The organism is Pseudoalteromonas sp. RB2-MNA-CIBAN-0110 (genome assembly GCF_040309305.1).
GTDB lineage: Bacteria > Pseudomonadota > Gammaproteobacteria > Enterobacterales > Alteromonadaceae > Pseudoalteromonas > Pseudoalteromonas arctica.
Window position 1 is genome coordinate 75,738 of the sequence record NZ_JBEOOQ010000009.1, and the last position, 20,486, is coordinate 96,223.

At 38.9% G+C, this 20,486-nt stretch carries 18 protein-coding genes; 9 read left to right on the top strand and 9 right to left on the bottom strand.

The window, feature by feature from the left end; genetic code table 11:
* Positions 1-65 precede the first annotated feature (65 nt).
* From AAEY68_RS06955 to AAEY68_RS06970, 4 genes are all read right to left on the bottom strand, one after another.
* Positions 66-854 (bottom strand): PhzF family phenazine biosynthesis protein, encoded by a 789-nt coding sequence (locus tag AAEY68_RS06955; protein WP_024592635.1) that lies wholly within the window; start codon positions 852-854, stop codon positions 66-68.
* Positions 855-873: 19 nt separating this feature from the next.
* Positions 874-1,347 carry a pilin gene (locus AAEY68_RS06960; RefSeq protein ID WP_350585721.1) on the bottom strand — a complete coding sequence of 158 codons (474 nt, stop codon included), beginning with the start codon at positions 1,345-1,347 and terminating at the stop codon, positions 874-876.
* Entirely contained in the window at positions 1,344-2,168 is an 825-nt protein-coding gene (locus AAEY68_RS06965; RefSeq protein ID WP_024592636.1) for a hypothetical protein, read from the bottom strand. The genes AAEY68_RS06960 and AAEY68_RS06965 overlap by 4 nt, the downstream gene beginning before the upstream one ends.
* A 70-nt stretch (positions 2,169-2,238) precedes the next feature.
* Positions 2,239-2,853: a PQ-loop repeat-containing protein gene (locus tag AAEY68_RS06970; RefSeq protein ID WP_033010146.1), complete on the bottom strand. Its 615-nt coding sequence runs from the start codon at positions 2,851-2,853 to the stop codon at positions 2,239-2,241.
* 290 nt (positions 2,854-3,143) lie between these two features.
* Between AAEY68_RS06970 and AAEY68_RS06975 the strand changes: the two genes are divergently transcribed.
* Positions 3,144-4,277 (top strand): PepSY-associated TM helix domain-containing protein, encoded by a 1,134-nt coding sequence (locus AAEY68_RS06975; RefSeq protein ID WP_024592638.1) that lies wholly within the window; start codon positions 3,144-3,146, stop codon positions 4,275-4,277.
* Between the two features lie 220 nt (positions 4,278-4,497).
* On the opposite strand, the gene AAEY68_RS06980 is transcribed toward AAEY68_RS06975, so the two are convergent.
* Positions 4,498-5,217, bottom strand: coding sequence for a DUF6445 family protein (locus tag AAEY68_RS06980; RefSeq protein WP_007580474.1), 720 nt, complete (start codon positions 5,215-5,217; stop codon positions 4,498-4,500).
* Positions 5,218-5,529: 312 nt separating this feature from the next.
* Here AAEY68_RS06980 and AAEY68_RS06985 point away from each other — a divergent pair, with 312 nt between their 5' ends.
* Positions 5,530-6,690, top strand: a complete 1,161-nt coding sequence (locus AAEY68_RS06985; RefSeq protein WP_024592639.1) for a tetratricopeptide repeat protein — start codon at positions 5,530-5,532, stop codon at positions 6,688-6,690.
* Positions 6,691-6,706: 16 nt separating this feature from the next.
* Here the strand turns inward: AAEY68_RS06985 and AAEY68_RS06990 are convergent, their stop codons facing one another.
* From AAEY68_RS06990 to AAEY68_RS07005, 4 genes are all read right to left on the bottom strand, one after another.
* On the bottom strand, positions 6,707-9,523 hold the full coding sequence (locus AAEY68_RS06990; protein WP_024592640.1) for a TolB family protein: 2,817 nt from the start codon (positions 9,521-9,523) through the stop codon (positions 6,707-6,709).
* A 122-nt stretch (positions 9,524-9,645) separates the two neighbouring features.
* Entirely contained in the window at positions 9,646-11,193 is a 1,548-nt protein-coding gene (locus AAEY68_RS06995; protein ID WP_350585722.1) for a PH domain-containing protein, read from the bottom strand.
* Positions 11,186-11,719 carry a PH domain-containing protein gene (locus AAEY68_RS07000; protein WP_024592641.1) on the bottom strand — a complete coding sequence of 178 codons (534 nt, stop codon included), beginning with the start codon at positions 11,717-11,719 and terminating at the stop codon, positions 11,186-11,188. The genes AAEY68_RS06995 and AAEY68_RS07000 overlap by 8 nt, the downstream gene beginning before the upstream one ends.
* Before the next feature lie 36 nt (positions 11,720-11,755).
* Positions 11,756-12,604 carry a D-hexose-6-phosphate mutarotase gene (locus AAEY68_RS07005; RefSeq protein ID WP_024592642.1) on the bottom strand — a complete coding sequence of 283 codons (849 nt, stop codon included), beginning with the start codon at positions 12,602-12,604 and terminating at the stop codon, positions 11,756-11,758.
* Between the two features lie 427 nt (positions 12,605-13,031).
* On the opposite strand from AAEY68_RS07005, the gene AAEY68_RS07010 reads away from it, so the two are divergent.
* The 7 genes from AAEY68_RS07010 (at position 13,032) to AAEY68_RS07040 (ending at position 20,405) form a co-directional block, all read left to right on the top strand.
* Complete coding sequence (locus AAEY68_RS07010; RefSeq protein WP_010554531.1) at positions 13,032-13,514, top strand: MarR family winged helix-turn-helix transcriptional regulator; 483 nt, start codon at positions 13,032-13,034, stop codon at positions 13,512-13,514.
* Between the two features lie 99 nt (positions 13,515-13,613).
* Positions 13,614-14,936 carry a putative porin gene (locus AAEY68_RS07015; RefSeq protein ID WP_024592643.1) on the top strand — a complete coding sequence of 441 codons (1,323 nt, stop codon included), beginning with the start codon at positions 13,614-13,616 and terminating at the stop codon, positions 14,934-14,936.
* Between the two features lie 127 nt (positions 14,937-15,063).
* Positions 15,064-15,459 (top strand): YbaN family protein, encoded by a 396-nt coding sequence (locus AAEY68_RS07020; protein WP_007580453.1) that lies wholly within the window; start codon positions 15,064-15,066, stop codon positions 15,457-15,459.
* Between the two features lie 124 nt (positions 15,460-15,583).
* Positions 15,584-16,216 (top strand): PepSY-associated TM helix domain-containing protein, encoded by a 633-nt coding sequence (locus tag AAEY68_RS07025; RefSeq protein WP_024592644.1) that lies wholly within the window; start codon positions 15,584-15,586, stop codon positions 16,214-16,216.
* Positions 16,216-16,725 (top strand): DUF2271 domain-containing protein, encoded by a 510-nt coding sequence (locus AAEY68_RS07030; protein ID WP_010554527.1) that lies wholly within the window; start codon positions 16,216-16,218, stop codon positions 16,723-16,725. Before AAEY68_RS07025 ends, AAEY68_RS07030 begins: the two co-directional genes overlap by 1 nt.
* A 34-nt stretch (positions 16,726-16,759) precedes the next feature.
* Positions 16,760-17,605 carry a DUF4198 domain-containing protein gene (locus tag AAEY68_RS07035; RefSeq protein WP_024592645.1) on the top strand — a complete coding sequence of 282 codons (846 nt, stop codon included), beginning with the start codon at positions 16,760-16,762 and terminating at the stop codon, positions 17,603-17,605.
* Between the two features lie 268 nt (positions 17,606-17,873).
* Positions 17,874-20,405, top strand: a complete 2,532-nt coding sequence (locus AAEY68_RS07040; protein WP_024592646.1) for a TonB-dependent receptor plug domain-containing protein — start codon at positions 17,874-17,876, stop codon at positions 20,403-20,405.
* The last annotated feature ends 81 nt before the right edge of the window (positions 20,406-20,486 follow it).

Sequence of the window (20,486 nt, forward strand, 5' to 3'; positions counted from 1 at the left end):
TCTCTACTAATTGAGTAAACCAAGGCCACGTTTAACGTGGCCTTTTTTATCACTTAATTCACAGATCAAATATAAATAGTGCCTTTTAAATACCTTACAGCATGCCCCGTTAAGGTGACGGTTGTATCACCCACTTCACATAGTAAATACCCGCCTCTGCTTGAAGCCTGATAAGCGCTTAACGTAGTTTTACCCAATTGCTGCGCCCAGTAAGGTGCCAAGCCAGTATGAATAGAGCCTGTTACATAATCTTCGTCGCCACCGCTTGCAGGCCAAAAATAACGAGATATAAAATCATATTCAGCACTTGGAGCAGTGGCCACTACATCAAGTGGATAAAGCGTTTTTAAAAGCTCTGAGCTAGTTTTTAATTCAAGTATTTGATCGGCGTTTTCATAAATAACAAAGTAGGCTTGGCGATTTTTAAGCACTTTACTCGGTTGTATAGACAGGCCATCAAGCAGTTGCTGAGGCACATTTTGCACTTCAACCGGTGCTTGTATTGGAAAGGTCATTGCAAAGCTGCCATCAGCGTTTTTATTAACGATTAGCTCGCCCACCGCATCAGCAATAAAGCGAATTTGCGATATGTTATGCTCTTCACATAAAACATAGGCAGCCGCAAGTGTGGCGTGACCACAAAAATCGATTTCCATTAACGGCGAAAACCAACGAATAACAAAACTTCCATCGTCTTGCAGGCAGGTAAAGGCAGTTTCAGATACGTTATTCTCAGCGCCAATCTTTAGCATTAAATCGTCACTTAACCACGATTCTAGTGGGATCACTGCCGCATAGTTACCTTTAAATAACTCATTCGTAAACGCATCAATTTGATGAATAGCTAATTGCACTTTAATCCCCTAAACTATTTTATATACACGCTGAAGGTAAAATTTCTTTTGGTACTGTTGTTTTATTTTCGCCAACCGCTTGCATGCCAGTTACCGGTTCGTCAAACCCACATAACCACGCAATTGGGCTTGTAGGGCTTCCCGTTACAACTGCGGGTCTGAATGTTAAAACTGTATCTTGCAAAAGCTGTGAAGCTTTATTACCCAAGCTAATATGAATAGCACCATTATCAACTGTAATACCGGTTACCCGATTGCCAATCAAAAATTGACTAGCAGGCACACCTGCTTGTTCATTACTTGCTGGAAAACGCCTGTTTTCAAGATAATAAACCGTAACATCTTCTCTAATGGCAGCAGCCATTGCAAGTGGGTCAACAAGTTCTGCTCGTTGTATATACTTACTGTATTGAGGTAGCGCAACCGCAGCTAAAATACCAATAATGGACACCACCACCATCAACTCTATTAACGTAAATCCTTTTGTTCTCATAGCACTTCTCCTAGCATAAATAGTGGTTGATAAGCCGCTTTCACAAATAAGCAAATAGACACAACAATGACCAAACCATAAACAATAACGAGCTTACTTATAAAGCTTTTAATATGTGTATTAAGTAACTTTAGCTGCTGCTTTAATAACGCTTTAAATTCTTCTTGGGTTTCTAAACCTAGCAGCTCGCATTGAGCTAAGTGCTGGGTTTGAGGTGTAGAGGCTTTAACACCTTTTTTATGATTATTTGGAAATAATAGCGTGGTAATTAAAGAGTTATGCTCATTAATTAATTGACGAGGAATAAGAAATTTAAATAAACCCGAAAAAGGCTTTAGCTCTGTGAGAGCACTTACATTTTTTAGCTTTAAAATAACGGTAAAAATAACACTCAGCAATAAAACGAGTAAAATAATTGGCACATACCAGTACGTAAAATAATCATCAAATACATGATTTAAAGAAACAGTATGCTTGCTATATATCTCAACAAAAGTAGGCACAACAAAAGACTGATACAACAAAGAGGATAAAACATAAATAACAAATACAATGGTTAAGTAACTAAGCCAGCCCTTGTGCTCAAACTTAAATTCGTTAACTAATTCCGGTAAACATTGATAATACGTAGCTTGCTTTTGCGATGTTGCCTCATCTTGAGATGCAATTTGCGTCACCAGATTATGCGCTAATTTACTATGCGACCCGCTATTGGCATACATATTTAAATGGGGCGGTGTACTCAGCTCATCTTTTTGCTCTGTACTTAGTGTTTTAGAGCTATTAACACGGCAAATATAGCCAAACTGATTCCAATTCATACTTTATCCTTTTATTAGATAAAGTAATTTGCCATAAATTAGGCTAAATAGGAACTTAAGTAGCTTGTTTTTAAGCCATTACAGGCCGCATTCTATAATATTGCATACAACCAAATTGCACAGCATTGGTAAGCAACAGCATAATAAACATAAGTAAGTGCGCCGTGCTTGGAGCCGCTGTTGTAAGCTCAACAGCTAAGCCGCAAATACCAGCAATAAACTGCAAGCTAAAGTAGCGCGCGCTTAAATTACTTACATTACCCGTACGCAATGTTTTATAAGTTTGCGGCATAACACGTACCGAACTCATCACAAGGCCAACATACGTTAAAGCGCTTAATACCGTTGCAGTATCGAGGCTTGAATTCAAAAGCAGTGAAAAAGGCAGTAACGAAAAACCTAGCATAGTAAACAACTGTACCCGTTCTCGTTTAGCTGCGTTATAACGTGCAAAAAAATACAAAATAAGTCCGCTTAACGCACCAGTTACAATAAATGGTAACGCAATATAAAAACGCTCAAAATAAATATTGTAGGTTATAAAATAAAGGCTTTGTGCTAACCCAAACGTCATCATCAATAGTGATAAACCTGAGACACTACGATTTTTTCGAATTTTGTTTAGTAATGGTAAAAAACTAAAAACCAAAATAAATGAAGACAATATAGGCAAATAATGCGCCAAAGCAACCTCGTTTGTTACATAAATGTTAATTAAAAGCAGAAATAAAAACATTTAATAAACATTTGTTTTAAAAGGCTTTTACTATGAGCGCGGCATTGTAGAGCCGCGTAAATTTAACTCAACTAAATAAGAAATTCTTGTTTTAGGTACTGGCAAGCTAGGTATACAAAAACCGTAGAATTAAGTTCACGGTTTACCGGTTTAATAGAAAGCCTCACCGCCAAACTATTAAATAAAAATGATAGTTGTTATCATGCGCAAGTCATTAACTGCTGTATATAAAACTACCTATGAGAAAAACTCTTTTTAAAATTCACAGTTGGATCGCTCTAATAGCTATCATTCCATTGATTGTTATTAGTATTACAGGGAGCGTATTAGTTTTTAAAAGTGAAATAGATGGCTTACTTATGCCAAGCAGCCACTTTGTTGTAAATGCACTGCCAGAGCGCATGCCAATCGACACGTTAATTGCAAAAACAGAGCATGCTTACCCTGAATATGTAGTAGGTAGTTGGGAAATATTTAAAAATGATACAGCTGATCGGGTTTACTTAGTCAAACGCGGCACAGAGCAATGGTATAAGTTTCATTTAAACCAGTATACGGGTGACATTTTGTCTGAACCTGTTGGTACCAGCCATTATTTTACCGATTGGTTTTTAGAACTACATTACACTTTTTTACTGAACGACTTTAAAAACCTGCCAGGGCAAACAGGCACTGTACTAGGCTTCTTTTTTGCTCTGTTTTTATTGGTATTAGGTATTACTGGGCTTATTATTTATCGTAAATTTTGGCAGCGTCTATTTAGTGTGCGCTGGCGTGCAACACTGCAAATTGTACTTAGCGACATTCATAAAATGACGGGGGTTATAGGATCTCCCATCATTATTATTTTAGCTATCACAGGTGGCTACTTTAACTGGGCGGTGTGGTATCACGAAGTTATTGAACACGCAGAGGAAGAGCACTTTGTACTAACCAAAAACCTACACAGTAGCTATATTTCGTTTCAACGCATACTTGATGACAGTAAAAAGCAAATCCCCACTTTTAACGGTACGTTTTTAGTTATGCCACTCGAGCCTGACGAAAATATCACCTTATTCGGCGAAGTCGATACCGCCAACCCACTTGCTAGTGAGTATGCCAATACGGTTAGCTATAACAAGCTAACAGGCGAGCACATAGCTAACTGGGATATTCGCGAAGTAGGCGTTGGCTGGCAGGTAATTGATAGTTTTAGAAAACTTCATTTTGGCTACTTTGCAGGGCTAATAAGTAAAATACTGTGGTGCGTAATTGGTTTAAGCCCAGTGTGGCTAGCAGGTACTGGTTTTTACTTATGGTTTACTCGCCGAAAACGTAAAAAACAATCACAAAAAAACCGTTTAAGTAAACGCCAAGTCACTAACGTTTAAAAATAATAGCTTATGATTCATTTAATAATAAGCTATTTATAAATTATAAAAACAGCACTCTACATATTATTTATAGAAGAGAGTGCGCAATAATACTTAGTCATTTTGAGGGAGTAAACCTAACGCTAGTTGCATTAAAAACGTCTCATTTAGAACAACTAAGTAACGAAATTTTTGCCTTACTATCGACAAGATTTTTCTGCCTAAAAAGAATTATTAATTAATCTTCGCACATCCAAAAAAATGTTATCGCCAGCCTTTTAGTATTTAAATCATCTCCAAAATACTCAGATGCACTGTGAACAATACTACCTTTAAATATAATTAAACGATTAAAGCGATTCTCAATATCTATGTCTTTATACCATGCGCTATATGGAAGGCTACTTACATTAAGTGCATCAACAAGGTTAGCATAAGGAGGATCGACAATATTTCCTCCTGCCGCTTCATTTGCATACTTTAAACGATAAAAAGAGGTACCGGCAGAGGTAATTGGATCAGGATTTAAATACAAAACAGCAGCGTATCTACATAAATAACGATTATCTACATGAGGCCTAGAAGCCCCTTCTTCAGCCCCCACTAAAATTGCAGTATTGGTATCAACTACAACCTTATTGGAATCAGCAACCCATAATTTATTTTTTTTGATAACTGACTTAACATATTTTTCTATTTTTTTAAGCTGTTTACTATTTAGAGCATTAGGAGTGCGCATTCCAGGCCAAAGTTCTTTGGTATACGGCTTACCGTACTTCCAAACCTCTTTTTTTAAACATGAAGAACGAATAGCCATTGCTTCTTCATGTTTAAAAAACTCATCAACAACCCAATAGTTACTACCTAGTTCTGGCTTTTCATACCTTAAACCAGGTGCGTCGGAGGGGACGCTTGGAAGTACAACGCTCTTGGGAACTTTCTGATGCTTAAATGACATTGTCAAAATACTTATTTTATTAAAACAGCTCAGAATATAACATTTACTTAACAGTCATTTAAAGTGAATAATAAAACTCTACTTAGCGCATACCCAAAGCTACTACCGTTATTTTGCCTACAGCTCTTAGGGCTGAGGGCATAGTTTATTAGTGTTTCATTATAAAACTATGGTCATATTAGTATTTAAGCCAAAATTTTATACATCGTAAATTTAGCATTAGTCCATTTATAAAATTTTTAGAAAAAACATCTATAACATTGATTAAAAACCCACCACATTGTAATGTAAAAATTAACAAAGGAGTGGGTTATGATATTTATCAAAATAGTTATTAGTATTACCTTTTTATTTTTAGTTGGATGTAACACAACCAAGGTTCAGCGAGTAGAACAACAAGTAGGGCTTGAACAACTATTAAACCATTCTTTGTTTAATAAACTCGACACACCTTCTGAGTACAGTATTTTTGAGTTACCGGATGCTGAAAAAGAAATGTTTTTAGCTTACGCCGAAAACCAAAAGCTATCCCAAATCCGTGATGACCGTATAATTTACAACTACCTCGAAAGCCAGATAGCTAACTTTAAATACCATGGCGATACACTTACTTCAGCTCAAACCTTAAAGCGTTCGCAAGGTAATTGCATTAGTTTAGCCATTTTAACGCAAAGCTACGCACAAGCTCTTGGGTTAGAAACAAGCTTTCAAGAAGTTACAAGTAAGCCCATATACGCAAAAGAAAATAATGTTGTTTATGTCGCTAATCACTTTAGAACAAAAGTATATGCTCCAAAAGTAGAGAAAAAAGATGATAATATAATTGAGTTTTTCAGAGCGGGCACCTTAATTGATTACTTCCCTACCCGTCGCAGTTTTTATTCAAGCAGCGCAGACTATAACGATTTAGTTTCTAAGTTTTACAGTAATTTAGCTGCAACAGCGCTAGCAGACAAACAGCTGGATATTGCTTACTCACTTATTTTACAAGCAAACAAATACACCCCCAATGATCCTGAATTATTTAATATAGCGGGCATTTTGCATCGCCGAGCTGGTGATTTACAAAGCGCTAAAAACATCTATCAAACAGCACTTAGTAATAACGAAATAAGCATTAATTTAATCAGCAACTATCAGCTTTTAGCTAAAAAGTTAGGCGACAAAGAGCTTGTTAAGGAGCTCACCTCACAATTAGTTAATAAAGAAAAAGACCCATACGAATTACTAGTGATCGCTAAAAACAACTTACAAGCTGGCCACGCTCATCAGGCTAAAGCACACCTTGAGCAAGCGATTACTAAAGCGCCTTACATTGCTGAGCTATACTTGGAACTCGCAAAAGTTCGCTATCAACAAGGTAATATTAAACAAACACAAACCTTACTTGAGAAAGCAATTGAACTAGAACGTGATAATCAAAAACTCGATGTATATCAAGCTAAGTTACTATCCTTGCAGATGGATAAGTAACTTAGCCAATTAATATTTATAACGAATAATAAAAGCTCAGCCACGCTCGCATTTCATCTTCAAAACTGTCGCCTTCTACTCGCGACAGTCCCATATTAAACGTTAAATCGTTTACACCTGCTGGCCCCATTCCAAAACTAAAGTCACCTTGGTATTTTAAGCCGTAGCTTTGTGCGTATACGGTGTCGTCGAGTTGATGTTGCTTATAATAAAGCCACGGCATGCCTTCTTTAAAGCTAAAGCCGCCACCGTAGCCTTGATAGCGCTTTGTAGTTGCGCTATAAAAAGGCAGCTCAGATGAAAGTACATATTCACTATTTTGCTGCTGATTAATAAGATTTGAGCTAAAGCCACCTAATGCAAGGCTCCTGTCGTCACGTTGCTTTTGAGAAAAGTTTGCATAAAGAGGAATACCAAATGCTTTACCAAAAATTTTTGCTGCTAAATCATAACCTTGCCAATTATTACTTTTGTTACTGCCATCGTACCAACTCGCATAAATACTTTGGCCTATAGCAAAGTCTTGACGATCATATTGCCAATTTTGAGCAATACCTAAACGCGTCCAACTTTTATGGCTTTGCTTATAATCAGTGTAATTGTAGGCAAGCTCTGGCGTTAAACTTAACAGCCCAAATTTAACGGGGTAACTTATTGCGGCAAAACCGCCTCGCGAATCAATATCGGCATTTAAACTTGCTTGGTACTGGCGCGATGTATTTAAGTTGTAGTCAAACAGTGCTAGTTTCAGTTTTACATCAAGCGCATTATATTTTGCCTGCACATAACCCCCCTGCAGTGCTCCATCGTGTAAATCAGTGCTATAACCCGCTTGTAAGTCGAGCTGCTTTAATAAGTCGCTACTTTTAATGCTTAAATCTAACAAACTGGTAGAAGCCGAATAATACTGAGAGCCAATCGCGAAAGTAGCGTGCTGGTCGAGCACGTTGTAATTTGTTTGCTCTGTAGTTTCGTGCTTATATATTTTAGCTTTTGGAAGTGTATGTTCGTTTACTATTAGCAGCGGTGCTTTTTTGTTAGCTGCAAACTCAGTAACTACAGTGCTTTTTATAGCTTTTGGCAGTGTTTTTACATTTGGCCCATCTGCAGTTATCGAAAAATAGAGTAACGAGCCATCAGCCATTTCAATTGGGTGGGCAACGGCCTCTTGCCCTTGGGTTAACTTGGTGAGTGTTTTACTCTCTATGTTGTAGTTATAAATATCGGTGGCGCTATTTAAACCTGCAACAAAGTAAAATGACTCGCCATTATGGCTAAAGCTTGGCTGACTTAAATATTGATACCCGTTCGGCATAGGTACTAATTGCTGTTGTTCGCCGTTTATACCTTGTATATACAATCGCCAATTTTCATTTAATGACGTTGATAAATAAGCTAATTTAGTTTCGTCAGGACTGAGTATTGGGTAATCGTAAGTTGTCTCAAGGCTTTTTGTAAATAATGGTGTGATGGTTTGCGTATTGAGATCAACCTTTACTAATTCAGAGTAGCCATCTCTTATTTGCTCGCCATACAAGGTTTCGCCGTTACTGGTTACGTTAAAACGACGTATACCAGCAAGTTCGGTAAGTTGTGTAATATTTCCAGTGTCAGTGTTATAGCTAAATATGTCAGACACTTTGTTATAAATACCCGACCCTTCATTGCTGTACGCATTGAAATACAACGTTGTGCTATTTACCCATTGAGGATTTGCAATACCGGCTCGGTTAATTTGATTAAGCACTTGTTTTTGTTCGCGCTTAAACACACTGGGCGCTGTATCGGGAATATCTTGTGCATCGTTTTCGAGTAGCTCTTTTTGCGCTTTAGTAAACTCTTCTTGCGCTTTAATGTTGTCATCAGTGCTATAAATTATAAGCTTGGTATTACTCTCTTTATCTCGCTCAACAATCGCAATTTTACTACCATCTTTTGAAAGTACTGGGTTACTTGCATATAAGTTAAGCTCAAGCCAAAGTTCACTATTAAGTAACGGCTCCCCTTGCTCTATTTGCATTGCTTTATAGGTATATTCAGCTATAAATCGGCGATATAGCTTGGCTGCACTTTGCCCAAACACACCGCTAAATGCCTCATCAAAATTCCGCGTTTTTACGCCTTGCATTCGCGTCCAAACACTATCGAGTGTTTGTTCTGAATAGTTTTTCTCTAACCAATTTAAAAAGCGACTACCCATTAAATACGCCATTGAGCCGCCCATAAAGCCCTGCTCGCCATTTAACTGCCCATAGGTTGGCAGTGCGCCCTGTTGAGCAAATTCTCGCAGTATTGACTCTGAGTAGTTATCAAACAAACGTCCACGCCCCGTCATTTTAGACTCAATCAATGTGGCATAACCTTCGGCTACCCAGCGCGGCGTATCACTGTAGGTTAAGTCGTATAAATCCCATATACCACGTACTTTCTGCTGCCAGTGATTGCGTGTAGGCTGTGCTAAGTGCACTAAGTGAATATATTCATGCAACACAAGCAACTGCTGCCAGCCAGAGCTGTTTGATATAACTGTGTCGGATTGTGGTGGGGTTGTAAAAAGTGCCATTACAGGGTTACTTGAGGTAGGTAACGCAAAGCCGTTTGCTGCATTTAGGGGATCAAACACCACTACATCAACTGTTTTATCAAGTGCTCTGTTTTGCTGCTCAAGCACTTTGGTGCGAACTATTTCAAGCTCTGTTGCAGTTGATTTAGCAAAATCAGCATGCTCAATACTGTAGTGAATATTAAAGTGTTCGGTATGAATAGTTTGCCAATCGGCTGCAAAGCTTGGTGCTGCTAGTAATAAAGCTGATGCGATAAGTGTTTTTTTCATGAGCGTCCCTAAAAGAATTCCTTAATACCATCTAGGGTATTATTAAATGTCTTTCATGGGCAGTAAGAAAGTGTAATAAAGCATGTGCAAATGTGTATTTACACATGTTTTACTAGGGGAGTTTACATCCAGCTGCGAGTATCTGACTCAATCTGCTTAATTGTAAAATCAATAATAAAGTCAGCATCTTGCTGCTTTATGTAGGGCATAAATGCAAACCCTGAAGCAAGTTGTATATACAGGCTTTTTAAGCCTGATTTTCTTATTAAGTACGTACTTATACTGCGTGCACTTTGCGCTTTATAAAGCTCAAAAACACGGTAATGAACGCCAATCATACCTTTGCGTACAACCATGTAAAATCGGCCATTATCCTCATGCATGTAATAACCATAACGCTGATACGACAAAGTTACCAAGCCAGAAAACACCACCAAAACACCAAGGCTAATCAAAGTATTAATATCAGCAATAAAACAAAAGCCAAACACTAATACACTGGGTAACAGTGAATAAAAGCCTAAATTTTTATACAAAAGCGCTCGCTCTGCGCGCTTAAAAGCGAGTTTTTTACTATTAAACCACGGGTAAATCCATTGGCATACACTATCAACTTGTTCGCTATTTAATACAGGCAATACTAACGTTTGTTTATTTTTTTTAGCCGCAACACCGGCTGCTATCCCGCCGCTACTTGCTTGCAAGCACTCAACGGTAAATCGCTTTAGTAATCGCCCCATTAAGTTTTGCTTAATAACAATAGATTGCACTTTATCCATGCTCATAGAAAGCTGATGGCGCTCTAACAAGCCAGCAATACGTTTAAACTTTTGACCTTTAAAATAAAGCTCAAAGTTATAAAAACGAATAAGCGACATAGTCACCGATAGCATCACCGCTACCAAAACTAGCAAAACAATTAAGGTGATCATCGCAAAAGTAGCAGCGCTTGCCAGCATACCAAGCTCTTGTTGGTAAAAGCCTTCTACTTTCGCAATAATTTGCTTCTCTAAAAAATCGATAATCAAGTTTATAAAAGGGGCAAAAGCAGCGATTGCTAAAATAGCCATATTCGACATTAAACCAAATTTAGCTATTTCTTTATTGCTAATGCTTAGGCTGTTTTCGATAATGTCTGTTTCGCTTTGTTCAGTATTTTGTATTTCTTGCTGTTGCTGCGCTTTAAAATCAAATATTTGTTTACGCATTTGCTGTGCATAATCTTTAGTGACGCCGGGTAAAACAACTTCTTGCGACACACTGCCAGCTGCATCAAAAATACAATTAACTAAGTTTACGGGGGTAAAATAAAATGGCTCGGCAATATTAACGTTTTGCACACGGCCAAATTTAAGCGTAAGTCGCTCTTTTTTAAATACACCTTTGTTAAGCAATATTTCGTTGTCGCTACTAATACAAAACTTAAAATTTAAATAATATAAAAATGAGTAAATAAGCAACGAAATTAGCGCAATCCCACCTGCAACCTGTGCCCAAAACAACTTATTTTCTACTTGAGTAACAAACACGACAAGCATAGGCAGTAAGTTTAAAAGGCCATCTTTTACAAAGCGCACACTAAAGTGCACAACAAAGTATAAAAGTGCCCAGGGCGATACTTTCTGCCAGTAAATAGGGCTCGCTTTATCTTCGATAGTTGTATTACTCATCGACTAAAGCTGCCTGAGTAGTTGCGTCGTCTTGGCGGTAGTTTTGTACAAATTGGCGCATATTTTTACAATCATCATGGGTTAGCCCACTAATTTGTAAATCGGCACTTACACCGCCAGCGCTAAATAATTTAATACTCGCAAGGCTAAGTTTTCGCTCTATTGGCCCTTGGTGTATTTCCATATGCTGTACACGCGCTAAAGGTAATACCGTCACTTGTTGCCAAATAACGCCTTTTTTAAAAGCAATGTCATGATTTCGCACTGCAAAACCTCGTAACCTCACACTTATTATGTTGTACGCCATAGATACGGCCACCAAAATTGGCATACCAATTAGCAAATACGTTTGTGCATTATTAGCAAAGGCTTCATTAAAATAACAAACAGCAATAAGCGCTCCAATTAGCGGTATATAAAACAGAAGCGAGCTAAGCTGTGTATGTAATAAGGCTCTATCAGCCAATGGCTTAAAGCTAATATCACTATGCTTTGGTAAATCCATTATTTGTTGATTGTTAAACACTATTTGTCCCTATTCCTGCTTTTAATTATGACTAGCTTACCAACTAATGGTGGTTATTAAGGTGTGGCTTTGTTTTGGCTCAAGCGTTACTTTATCTGTCAGTACATTAGCAGCCTCTAAGCAGAGCATTGTTTTATATTCATCATCAGCAAAGTTAGATAAGCGTTTTGATTTTTCTATCCATGGGTTCCACAGTACACACGAACTTGAGTTTTCGCGGCTCACATTAATAACACCTTCTGGCGTATTAATAGTTTGCATTGTATTTGCTTGTGTATAAACCATGTCGGTTTCGCGATTGAAGCTTACAACATCATTTTGTACAAATGGCCCTTCACTAAACTCAATATATTGCGCGCCTTGTAAACCATCTACATGGGTATTTGTAATGTCTGATGTAGGAAAATAGGTATGTAGCGCTTGAGTAAAGCTAAATGGCGCACTCCCTAAGTTAGCGGTTGTTAAGCGAACCTGTAATTTATCGCTTAATACAAACTCAACTTTTAATGCTGACTGATGTGGCCAATACGTCGTATTAACAAGCTTCATGGGTAGCTTTAAACTAACTGTAATTTGCTCATCAGATTCGTGTACTTCATCAGCTTGCCACACACTTGTGCGCGCAAAACCATGGGCAGGCCAGCCATCATTAGCGTGTGTACCAAACCACGGCCAACAAATAGGAATACCACCTCGAATACTTGCCCCTTCTTGATAAGTTTCGTCTTGTGATACCCATATAAGTGGCTTGTTATTTTTAGGGATAAACTCGGTAATTTGCCCACCTTGCAAAAATATTTTTGCATCGCACTTTGAGCTAGCTATTTTAATAAACTCAAGACCGGTTTCGCTTTGCTCAATGCTAACTGATGGCGATAATTTCATACCTTCCCCTATAATACTGATACTAAAGATTTTTAATATTTGTGCAGAAACAATAATGCATGCTTAAAGTATACGCTATTGATATTAAATATTGATTGCTGAATTTGTTCATTGCCGATTAATACATATACAGTAAACTCACAAACAATTACTTTGTACTAACAGCTGTAAATGAATAATACTAAAGTCTATACAATAAGACTTGCCAATTATTCACAACATACGTACTGTGCGCAACTTAATGCACACAAGATGCTAAGAAAATTTACTATAATTTAAACAATATAATTTTACATTAGTTACTGCTCTAACTATTAAAAACCAACAAAAGCGGCCTAATGTGCAATATATTGTTTGAATTCAATTTATTTGATGTGTAACATTTCGCGATTACGGCAAACTACCGCCCCATCGATGAGATAAGCAAATGCAAAAATATGACGAGTTATTGGTTTCTTTACGTAAAGTGATCCGCGCGATTGACTTACATTCTAAGCAGCTAAATAAAACTTCGGGTTTAACTGGCCCACAATTGCTTATAATGCAAGAAGTTAAAAAAACCGATGGAATAACGGCGAGCCGTATTGCTCAAAACGTAAATTTAAGCCCAGCAACGGTCACCAATATTCTCGACAGAATAGAAAGCAGAAACTTAGTAACACGCGTACGCAGTCAAATGGATAAACGCAGAGTGAGCTTATACCTCACCGAGAAAGGAAAAGAGTTACTTGATAAAGCACCTCAGCCACTGCAAGAACACTTTATTGAAAAGTTTTCTGCGCTTGCTGAGTGGGAACAGAGCCTTTTACTCTCATCAATGCAGCGTGTAGCCGCGATGATGGATGCAGATAAATTAGATGCATCGCCCCTTCTAGAAGTTGGTGCACTTACTCAAGCTCCTAAAGAATAAACAATAAAAAAAATACATAGTTTTGTACTTACTCTAAACGTAAGGCGTTTTTTGACGTCTTGAATTTTTTATTTTTTAATCACAAGCAGAGCGGCTATTATGACTAAACTCTCAAAATTAACACTAGCACTAGTCCTAGGTGGTGTTACAAGCACTTCTTATGCGTCTGATGATCTAGACACACTACAAAGCCAACTTAAACAGCTAAAGCAACAAATGCAATTGCTTGAAAATAAGTTAGCTGATGAAAAAACAAAACAACAGCAAATTAATAAGCAGCACGAACAACAAGTTGCAAACATCAGTAAAAAATCTGATCAAAAAGTAGTTGAAGTTGCCGCAGCTGAACCTGAGAAAAAAGATGAAGGCATTAAAGTTGGTGGAGCAATACGCTTTAATTACAGCACCAACACATACGATGAAGATACCCAAGATCGCGGTGGCGATTTTGATTTTGATATTTTCCGTATAAATGTATCTGGTGAAATTAACGATATTTCACTGAACGGTGAAGTACGTTTTTACGATTATATGACCGTTGTTAAATATGCTTACTTAGGTTACGAGTTTGCAGATGGCTGGGAAGGACAAGCAGGTATTGCACCCGTGCCTTTTGGTAATGGCCCATATAACTCACACAGCTACTTTTTCAGTACTAACTATTACGTAGGCCTAGAAGACGACTTTGATTTAGGTGTAGTAGTAAAACGTAAACTTAAAGATAACTGGAAGCTAGACCTAGGCTTTTTCAAAAATGATGAGCTAGGTGGAGTAGACGGTGGTTCCGATAAAAGCAAGCGTTACTCTTACGATATAGTTGGAAGTGGTACTTATGATTCTGAAGCTGGGATTACTGAAGGTAACAATATTGGTGAATACAATACGTTTGCCGGGCGTGCGACGTATCAAATTGAGCACAGCAAAAATATAACTACCGATGTGGGTGTATCATTATTAAGTGGTGGCTTACATGGCGGTAACGACCGTGCAGGTAACTACGGTGCATGGGCATTTCATGTTGATAGCACAATTAACAACTGGAATATCCAATTTCAACACGGTGAATACGACTACGACCTAGATGACAGTAGCGACCGTTTTGTTGTTGGTGCGTATGCTTATTACGATACCGTATCTAGCGAAGCAACTATGACTAACTTTAACGTTGCTTATAATTACTCGCTTGATTGGGGCCCAGTTACCGACATTCAATTTTACAACGATTACGGCATTATTTATGACAAGTCTGACGACAGCGCAGATACATGGATGAACGTAACGGGTATGAGTGTTGCTGCAGGTGGTTTCTTTAGTTACTTCGACTTTATTCAAGCACGTAACCAGCCATTTATTGGCGGAACAATTATTGGTGATGGCGATACAGAACGTCGCTTCAACATAAATATTGGTTACTACTTCTAAACTGTTAACCGCATTTATTTTTAAAAGGGCAAACTTAGTTTGCCCTTTTTTATTGATTTTAAGCTTCGAATTAATAGCTATTTAGCCTACAATTAGAGATACCATAACACGCCTAAAAAGAGCCTAAGTGAATATAAAAGCAGTGTTTATTTGTTATAAAAACTTATGGTTTAAAGCGCTTGGCTTAATACTTGTAGCCTTGGGTATTATTGGCATTGTGTTACCGGTCATGCCTACCACTATATTTTTTATTTTAGCGCTCACCTGCTTTACTCGCTCATCACCCGCGCTTGAACAATGGCTGTTAAACCACCCTCGTTACGGTGTAACTCTGCAGCAGTGGCAAGCTCATAAAGTAGTGCCTGTTAAAGCCAAATGCTACGCCGCCATTGGCATGTTAATTGGATTTATATTTTTACTGTACTCAGCCGCCCCTATTTGGGTTATTTATCTCGTTGCAGTAATAGAAGTATCGGTAATGATTTACCTTATTTTAAGACCCTCCAGCCCTCCTAAGCATTAAATATTCATTTTTTACCTGCATACCACCTTTGTTTTAAAGTTTTTATGTAAAGATAAGTAAGTAAATTTGTAATAGCTAATGCAAATCATTATCATGTTGTAAATTTAATTTATTTACTGTTTTTATGTCGTTTATTAATAAGCGGGCTTTGTATAGTACAAGCCGTGCTCTACATATTTATATTTCTACAGCTTTGTTTTTTTTGCTTATTTTATTTTGCGTTAGCGGCATTGTGCTCAACCATATTGATTGGCTTAAAAACGATAAAAATAACGGCCAAGTAACGGCGGTAATTCCAGCTGAGCTAGTTACCAAAGCAAATGAACAGCTAGATACGCTGCCAACGCTTTACCCAGAAATAGAAGCTTACTTAGCCGAGCAATATGCACTTACAAGAGTAAAAAGCATTGAGTGGGAAAAAGAAGACGCGCTTGTCATGCTCGACTACCCACTGCCTGCAGGGTTTGCCTACGCAGAGCTTGATTTTACAACTGGCGAGTTAAACCTTGATTACCAAACAGGTGGCTTTTTAAGCCTCATTGGCGACTTACATAAAGGCCGCCACAGCGGTGAAGTATGGAGTTGGGTAATTGATATATCTGCCGTACTAATGATTTTATTTGCCATCACCGGCATGATTATTTTGTTTCAAAATAGAAAAAAACGCTTAGCAGGAATATGGATAACCTTACTAGGAGTCGCAACTCCACTGGTTATTTATTTATGTTGGGTTCCACAAATAAAAGGAGTGTCTTAATGGTTAAATTTAAATTATTTATAAGCGCCGCATTACTGCTTGTAGCTGCGTTTTTTCAAACAACAGCGCATGCACAAACACCACAGCTAGAGGTTGAATTAACGCTTCCCGACTTAGAAGTACAACCGTATCACCGCCCATACGTTGCAGTTTGGCTTGAAACACCAGAGCGCAAACACGTTACAACGCTTGCACTTTGGGTACAAAAAGCAGAATGGTTTAAAGACTTACGCCAATGGTGGCGTAAAGCCGGTAAAAGCGATGCCAACTTTGACGGCATTAGCGGCGCAACAAAGCGCGCGGGTACTTACACTATAAATTGGCAAGGTAATGATTTAGACGGTAACCCAGTAAAACCAGGTAAATACTTACTTAATATTGAAGTTGTACGCGAAGAAGGCGGCAGAGACTACACCCGTGTTGAGCTTGATTTAACAAAGTCGGGAAAAATTACAATTGATGGTAAAAACGAGTTTTCACAAAGTTTCGTCACTGTAAGCACTAAGTAGCTGCTACTTAATCATTTAAATTTAAGGAAATACAATGAAAATTAATTTATTAAAAACTACATTAATCGGCGCATTGAGCTTATCTGCTTTAGTGTCAACTTCGGCAAGTGCACACGGACGTTGGTTACTACCTTCGCACACATCTTTATCAGGCGATAAAGCGCATTACGTAATGATTGACGCAAGTATTTCAAACGAAATTTTTGCACCAGACAAAGCCTTTAAACCTAAAGAAAAAGGCGCAGAGTACGACGATACGTTATTAATGGCACTTGCGCCTAATGGTGAGCCAGTATCTGAAACCATCCGTGCTTATTACTTAAAACGTAAAAGCTCAGCTGCTGTAAGCTTAACAGAGCAAGGCACTTATCACATTGCAATGACCCAAAAGCCAATGTACATGACCTTCTATAAAAACGAAGAAGGTAAGCGCAAACGCGTATTTGGTAAAAAAACAGACGCTAAGTTACCTAGCAATGCAAAAGATGTAACTACAACGAAGGTTGTTTCAACAGTAGATACATTTGTAAGCCGAAATGGCACCTCAAAGCCTGCACAGTTAGGTTTAGGCTTAGAGCTTAGTGGCCCAACGCATCCAAACGATTTATTTGTAGGTGAAAGCGCTAAGTTTCAGCTACTACAAGATGGTAAATCTGCTGGTGAAGGCATTGAAGTAAGTATTTTAAAAGGCGACACACGCTACCGTAACGATCGTGGCGAAGTAAAAGTAACGACCGATAAAGACGGTATGTTTACAATTACATGGAAAGAACCAGGCCTATACCTAATCGAAACCTCTAACAAGGTTACCGTAAATGAAGAAGGCGTAGATGCAGGACGTTATGCATTATTTACAACGCTTGAAGTTGCCCCTGAATAATTTAAATCACTAAATTTAAAAAATTGAAAGGCCAAGCATTTGCTTGGCCTTTTTACGTCTTACTAACTTTTATCTAAAATTCCCTTGAATTCGCAACCATTCGACACAAGATTGCAACTACAACGATCCAAACGCCTATATCGCGCGTAAACAGTGACCTTATATGTTAACAACTTAGAATATCTTAGATAGTTTTTATCTTTGCACTAGGGTAGTCGCTTCTATATGATGCGCTCCTTTTCGACTAGCAGCTCTTGGGGAACAATTAATGACTTTTAAGCGTTTATCTGCAAATAAACTAGCACTTAGCTTGGCCGTTACCACTGCACTTAGCACACCTTACTCTACGGCCGTTGCCGCAGAGCAAGATAATCAAGCAGAAAAGAATATCGAAGTAATTTCGGTTACCGGTACTCGCAGAAGCTTACGCAGTATTGCCGAAAGTACGGTACCCGTAGACATTATTACCAGCGGTGATATGCAAAGTACGGGTCAGCTAGAAATAAGCCAAATACTAGCAAACCAAGTACCTAGCTTTAACTACCCAAGTGCCACTATGGGTGATGGTACTGACCATGCAAAACCAGCTGTTTTACGTGGATTAGCACCCGATCACACATTAGTACTTATAAACGGTAAACGCCGCCATGCCGGTGCGCTATTAAACTTAGCAGGTGTTGTTGGCCGAGGCTCTACAGCTGTTGATTTGAACATGATTCCAACCTCTGCAATTAAGCGTGTTGAAGTACTACGTGATGGCGCAGCCGCACAGTACGGTTCTGATGCAATTGCTGGGGTAATTAACATTGTACTTAAAGATGCCTCAGAAGGCGGTAGCGTAAGCGTAACGTACGGTAAATACGATACTCAAATGGCTGGTGTATCTCAGCTAGACAGCACCTATGCAGATGCAAACGGCGACTTAGCCTTTAATACCGGTGGCGACAGAGAAGTAAACGACGGTGCAACACGCACTGTTAGCGCAAACTCTGGTTTTGCGTTATCTGATAACGGTTTTGTAAACGTATCCATTGAGTACCGTGATAACGACTCAACTCAGCGCTCAGGTTTTGACCCTCGCGAACAATACAGCCGCCTTGATGATGGCAGCCTAGACCCACGCGAATTTACTATCGATCGTTACAACCACCGCTTTGGTAAAGCAGACCTTGAAGATTACGCGTTGTTTTACAACATGGGTTACGATTTAGATAACGGCTTAAACCTTTATTCATTTGGTAGCTACTCAAAGCGTGAAGGTAATTCAGGTGGTTTTTACCGCCGAGCAAAAGACAGCCGTAACGTTTTAGAAGTGTACCCAGATGGCTTTTTACCGCAAATTGAAACAGACGTACAAGACTACTCATTTGCATTGGGCTTACAAGGCGAAACTAACGACTGGACATGGGATGTAAGTACCAACTACGGCCGCAACGACTTTGGTTTCGGTGTTGTAAATAGTATTAATACATCACTAGGTGCCGACAGCCCAACCGAATTTGACAACGGTGCATTGGTTTACGATCAGTTTTTAGTAAACGCAACAGCCAATACCACTCTCGATTTAGGCTTACCTGATGACGTATTTTTTACCGTAGGTACTGAATATCGCCACGAAAGCTACAAAATAGAAGAAGGCGAAGAAGCGTCTTACATCACCGCACTTGATAGCGATGGTAACCCAATTGCAGCCGGTGGCGCGCAAGTACTTGCTGGTTTTGGACCAGAAAGTGCGACTGACGAAAGCCGTCATAACATCGCTTTATTTGTTGAGTTTGATACCTACTTAACAGAAAAGTGGAACGTCGTTTTAGCGGGTCGTTATGAAGATTACAGCGACTTTGGCGACACATTTACCTCTAAACTTGCCTCGCGTTACAGCATTACTGAAAACCTATCGCTGCGCGGTGCAATTAGCACAGGTTTCCGTGCGCCATCTTTAGCGCAAAGCTCGTACCGCCAAATATCAACCGTACTTGAAAACAACCAACCATTTGAAGTTGGTCTATTCCCAACCGATTCTGCAGCAGCGCAAGCGCTAGGTGCACAGCCGTTAGATGCTGAAGAGTCAGTAAACGTTACTGCGGGCTTTATTTACACGCAAGACAGCTTTAGCTTAACTGTTGATGCGTACCGTATTGATATTGATGACCGTATTGTATTGTCTGAAAACTTAGAAGGCGATGCAGTTGTTGAAATACTACAAAATGCCGGTGAGCTAAATACCGAAAGCGTACGTTACTTTACCAACGCTATCGACTCACGCACGCAAGGTGTAGATATAGTTGCCACTTATAACCTAGATTTAGACAACTTAGGTGATTTACGTTTAAACGTAGCAGCTAACTTTAACGATACCGAAGTAACACACGTAAACGACAACCCAGCGCAGCTTAACTCACTAGGTGACGACTACGTAGTGTTTGCACGTCGTGAAGTAGGTCGCTTTGAAGAAGGCACGCCAGATAGCAAATGGAACCTATCAGCAGTGTGGAACTTTAACGAATGGCAAACAACGCTTCGTGCCACACGTTATGGTGAAGTCGCTGATATATCAACTACAGCGGATCGCGATGAATACCTAGACCCTAAATGGATCACCGACCTAGAAGTGGCATACCGTCCAGACGAATATTGGAAATTTGCCGTTGGTGCAAACAACTTGTTCGATCAGTACCCACAAGCCACCGTGGATAACATTGGTTACTCTGACTTTGGCCAAATATTCCCGTACACACCGTATGCGCCTTACGGATTAGACGGACGTTTCTTATACGGTAATATTACTTACAGCTTTTAATTAGTTCCCTAATAAAAGCAGAGCAATTATAAAAGGATGCATCGCGCATCCTTTTATATTAATAATTAGTTATTTTAACCA

Excerpts from the sequence above, each read along its gene's own strand:
- AAEY68_RS06990 (WP_024592640.1), bottom strand. The coding sequence starts at position 9,523 with ATGAAAAAAACACTTATCGCATCAGCTTTATTACTAGCAGCACCAAGC.
- AAEY68_RS07010 (WP_010554531.1), top strand. The coding sequence starts at position 13,032 with ATGCAAAAATATGACGAGTTATTGGTTTCTTTACGTAAAGTGATCCGC.
- AAEY68_RS07005 (WP_024592642.1), bottom strand. The coding sequence starts at position 12,604 with ATGAAATTATCGCCATCAGTTAGCATTGAGCAAAGCGAAACCGGTCTT.
- AAEY68_RS06985 (WP_024592639.1), top strand. The coding sequence starts at position 5,530 with ATGATATTTATCAAAATAGTTATTAGTATTACCTTTTTATTTTTAGTT.
- AAEY68_RS06980 (WP_007580474.1), bottom strand. The coding sequence starts at position 5,217 with ATGTCATTTAAGCATCAGAAAGTTCCCAAGAGCGTTGTACTTCCAAGC.
- AAEY68_RS06975 (WP_024592638.1), top strand. The coding sequence starts at position 3,144 with ATGAGAAAAACTCTTTTTAAAATTCACAGTTGGATCGCTCTAATAGCT.
- AAEY68_RS07030 (WP_010554527.1), top strand. The coding sequence starts at position 16,216 with ATGGTTAAATTTAAATTATTTATAAGCGCCGCATTACTGCTTGTAGCT.
- AAEY68_RS07025 (WP_024592644.1), top strand. The coding sequence starts at position 15,584 with ATGTCGTTTATTAATAAGCGGGCTTTGTATAGTACAAGCCGTGCTCTA.
- AAEY68_RS07040 (WP_024592646.1), top strand. The coding sequence starts at position 17,874 with ATGACTTTTAAGCGTTTATCTGCAAATAAACTAGCACTTAGCTTGGCC.
- AAEY68_RS06965 (WP_024592636.1), bottom strand. The coding sequence starts at position 2,168 with ATGAATTGGAATCAGTTTGGCTATATTTGCCGTGTTAATAGCTCTAAA.
- AAEY68_RS06960 (WP_350585721.1), bottom strand. The coding sequence starts at position 1,347 with ATGAGAACAAAAGGATTTACGTTAATAGAGTTGATGGTGGTGGTGTCC.
- AAEY68_RS06995 (WP_350585722.1), bottom strand. The coding sequence starts at position 11,193 with ATGAGTAATACAACTATCGAAGATAAAGCGAGCCCTATTTACTGGCAG.
- AAEY68_RS07015 (WP_024592643.1), top strand. The coding sequence starts at position 13,614 with ATGACTAAACTCTCAAAATTAACACTAGCACTAGTCCTAGGTGGTGTT.
- AAEY68_RS07035 (WP_024592645.1), top strand. The coding sequence starts at position 16,760 with ATGAAAATTAATTTATTAAAAACTACATTAATCGGCGCATTGAGCTTA.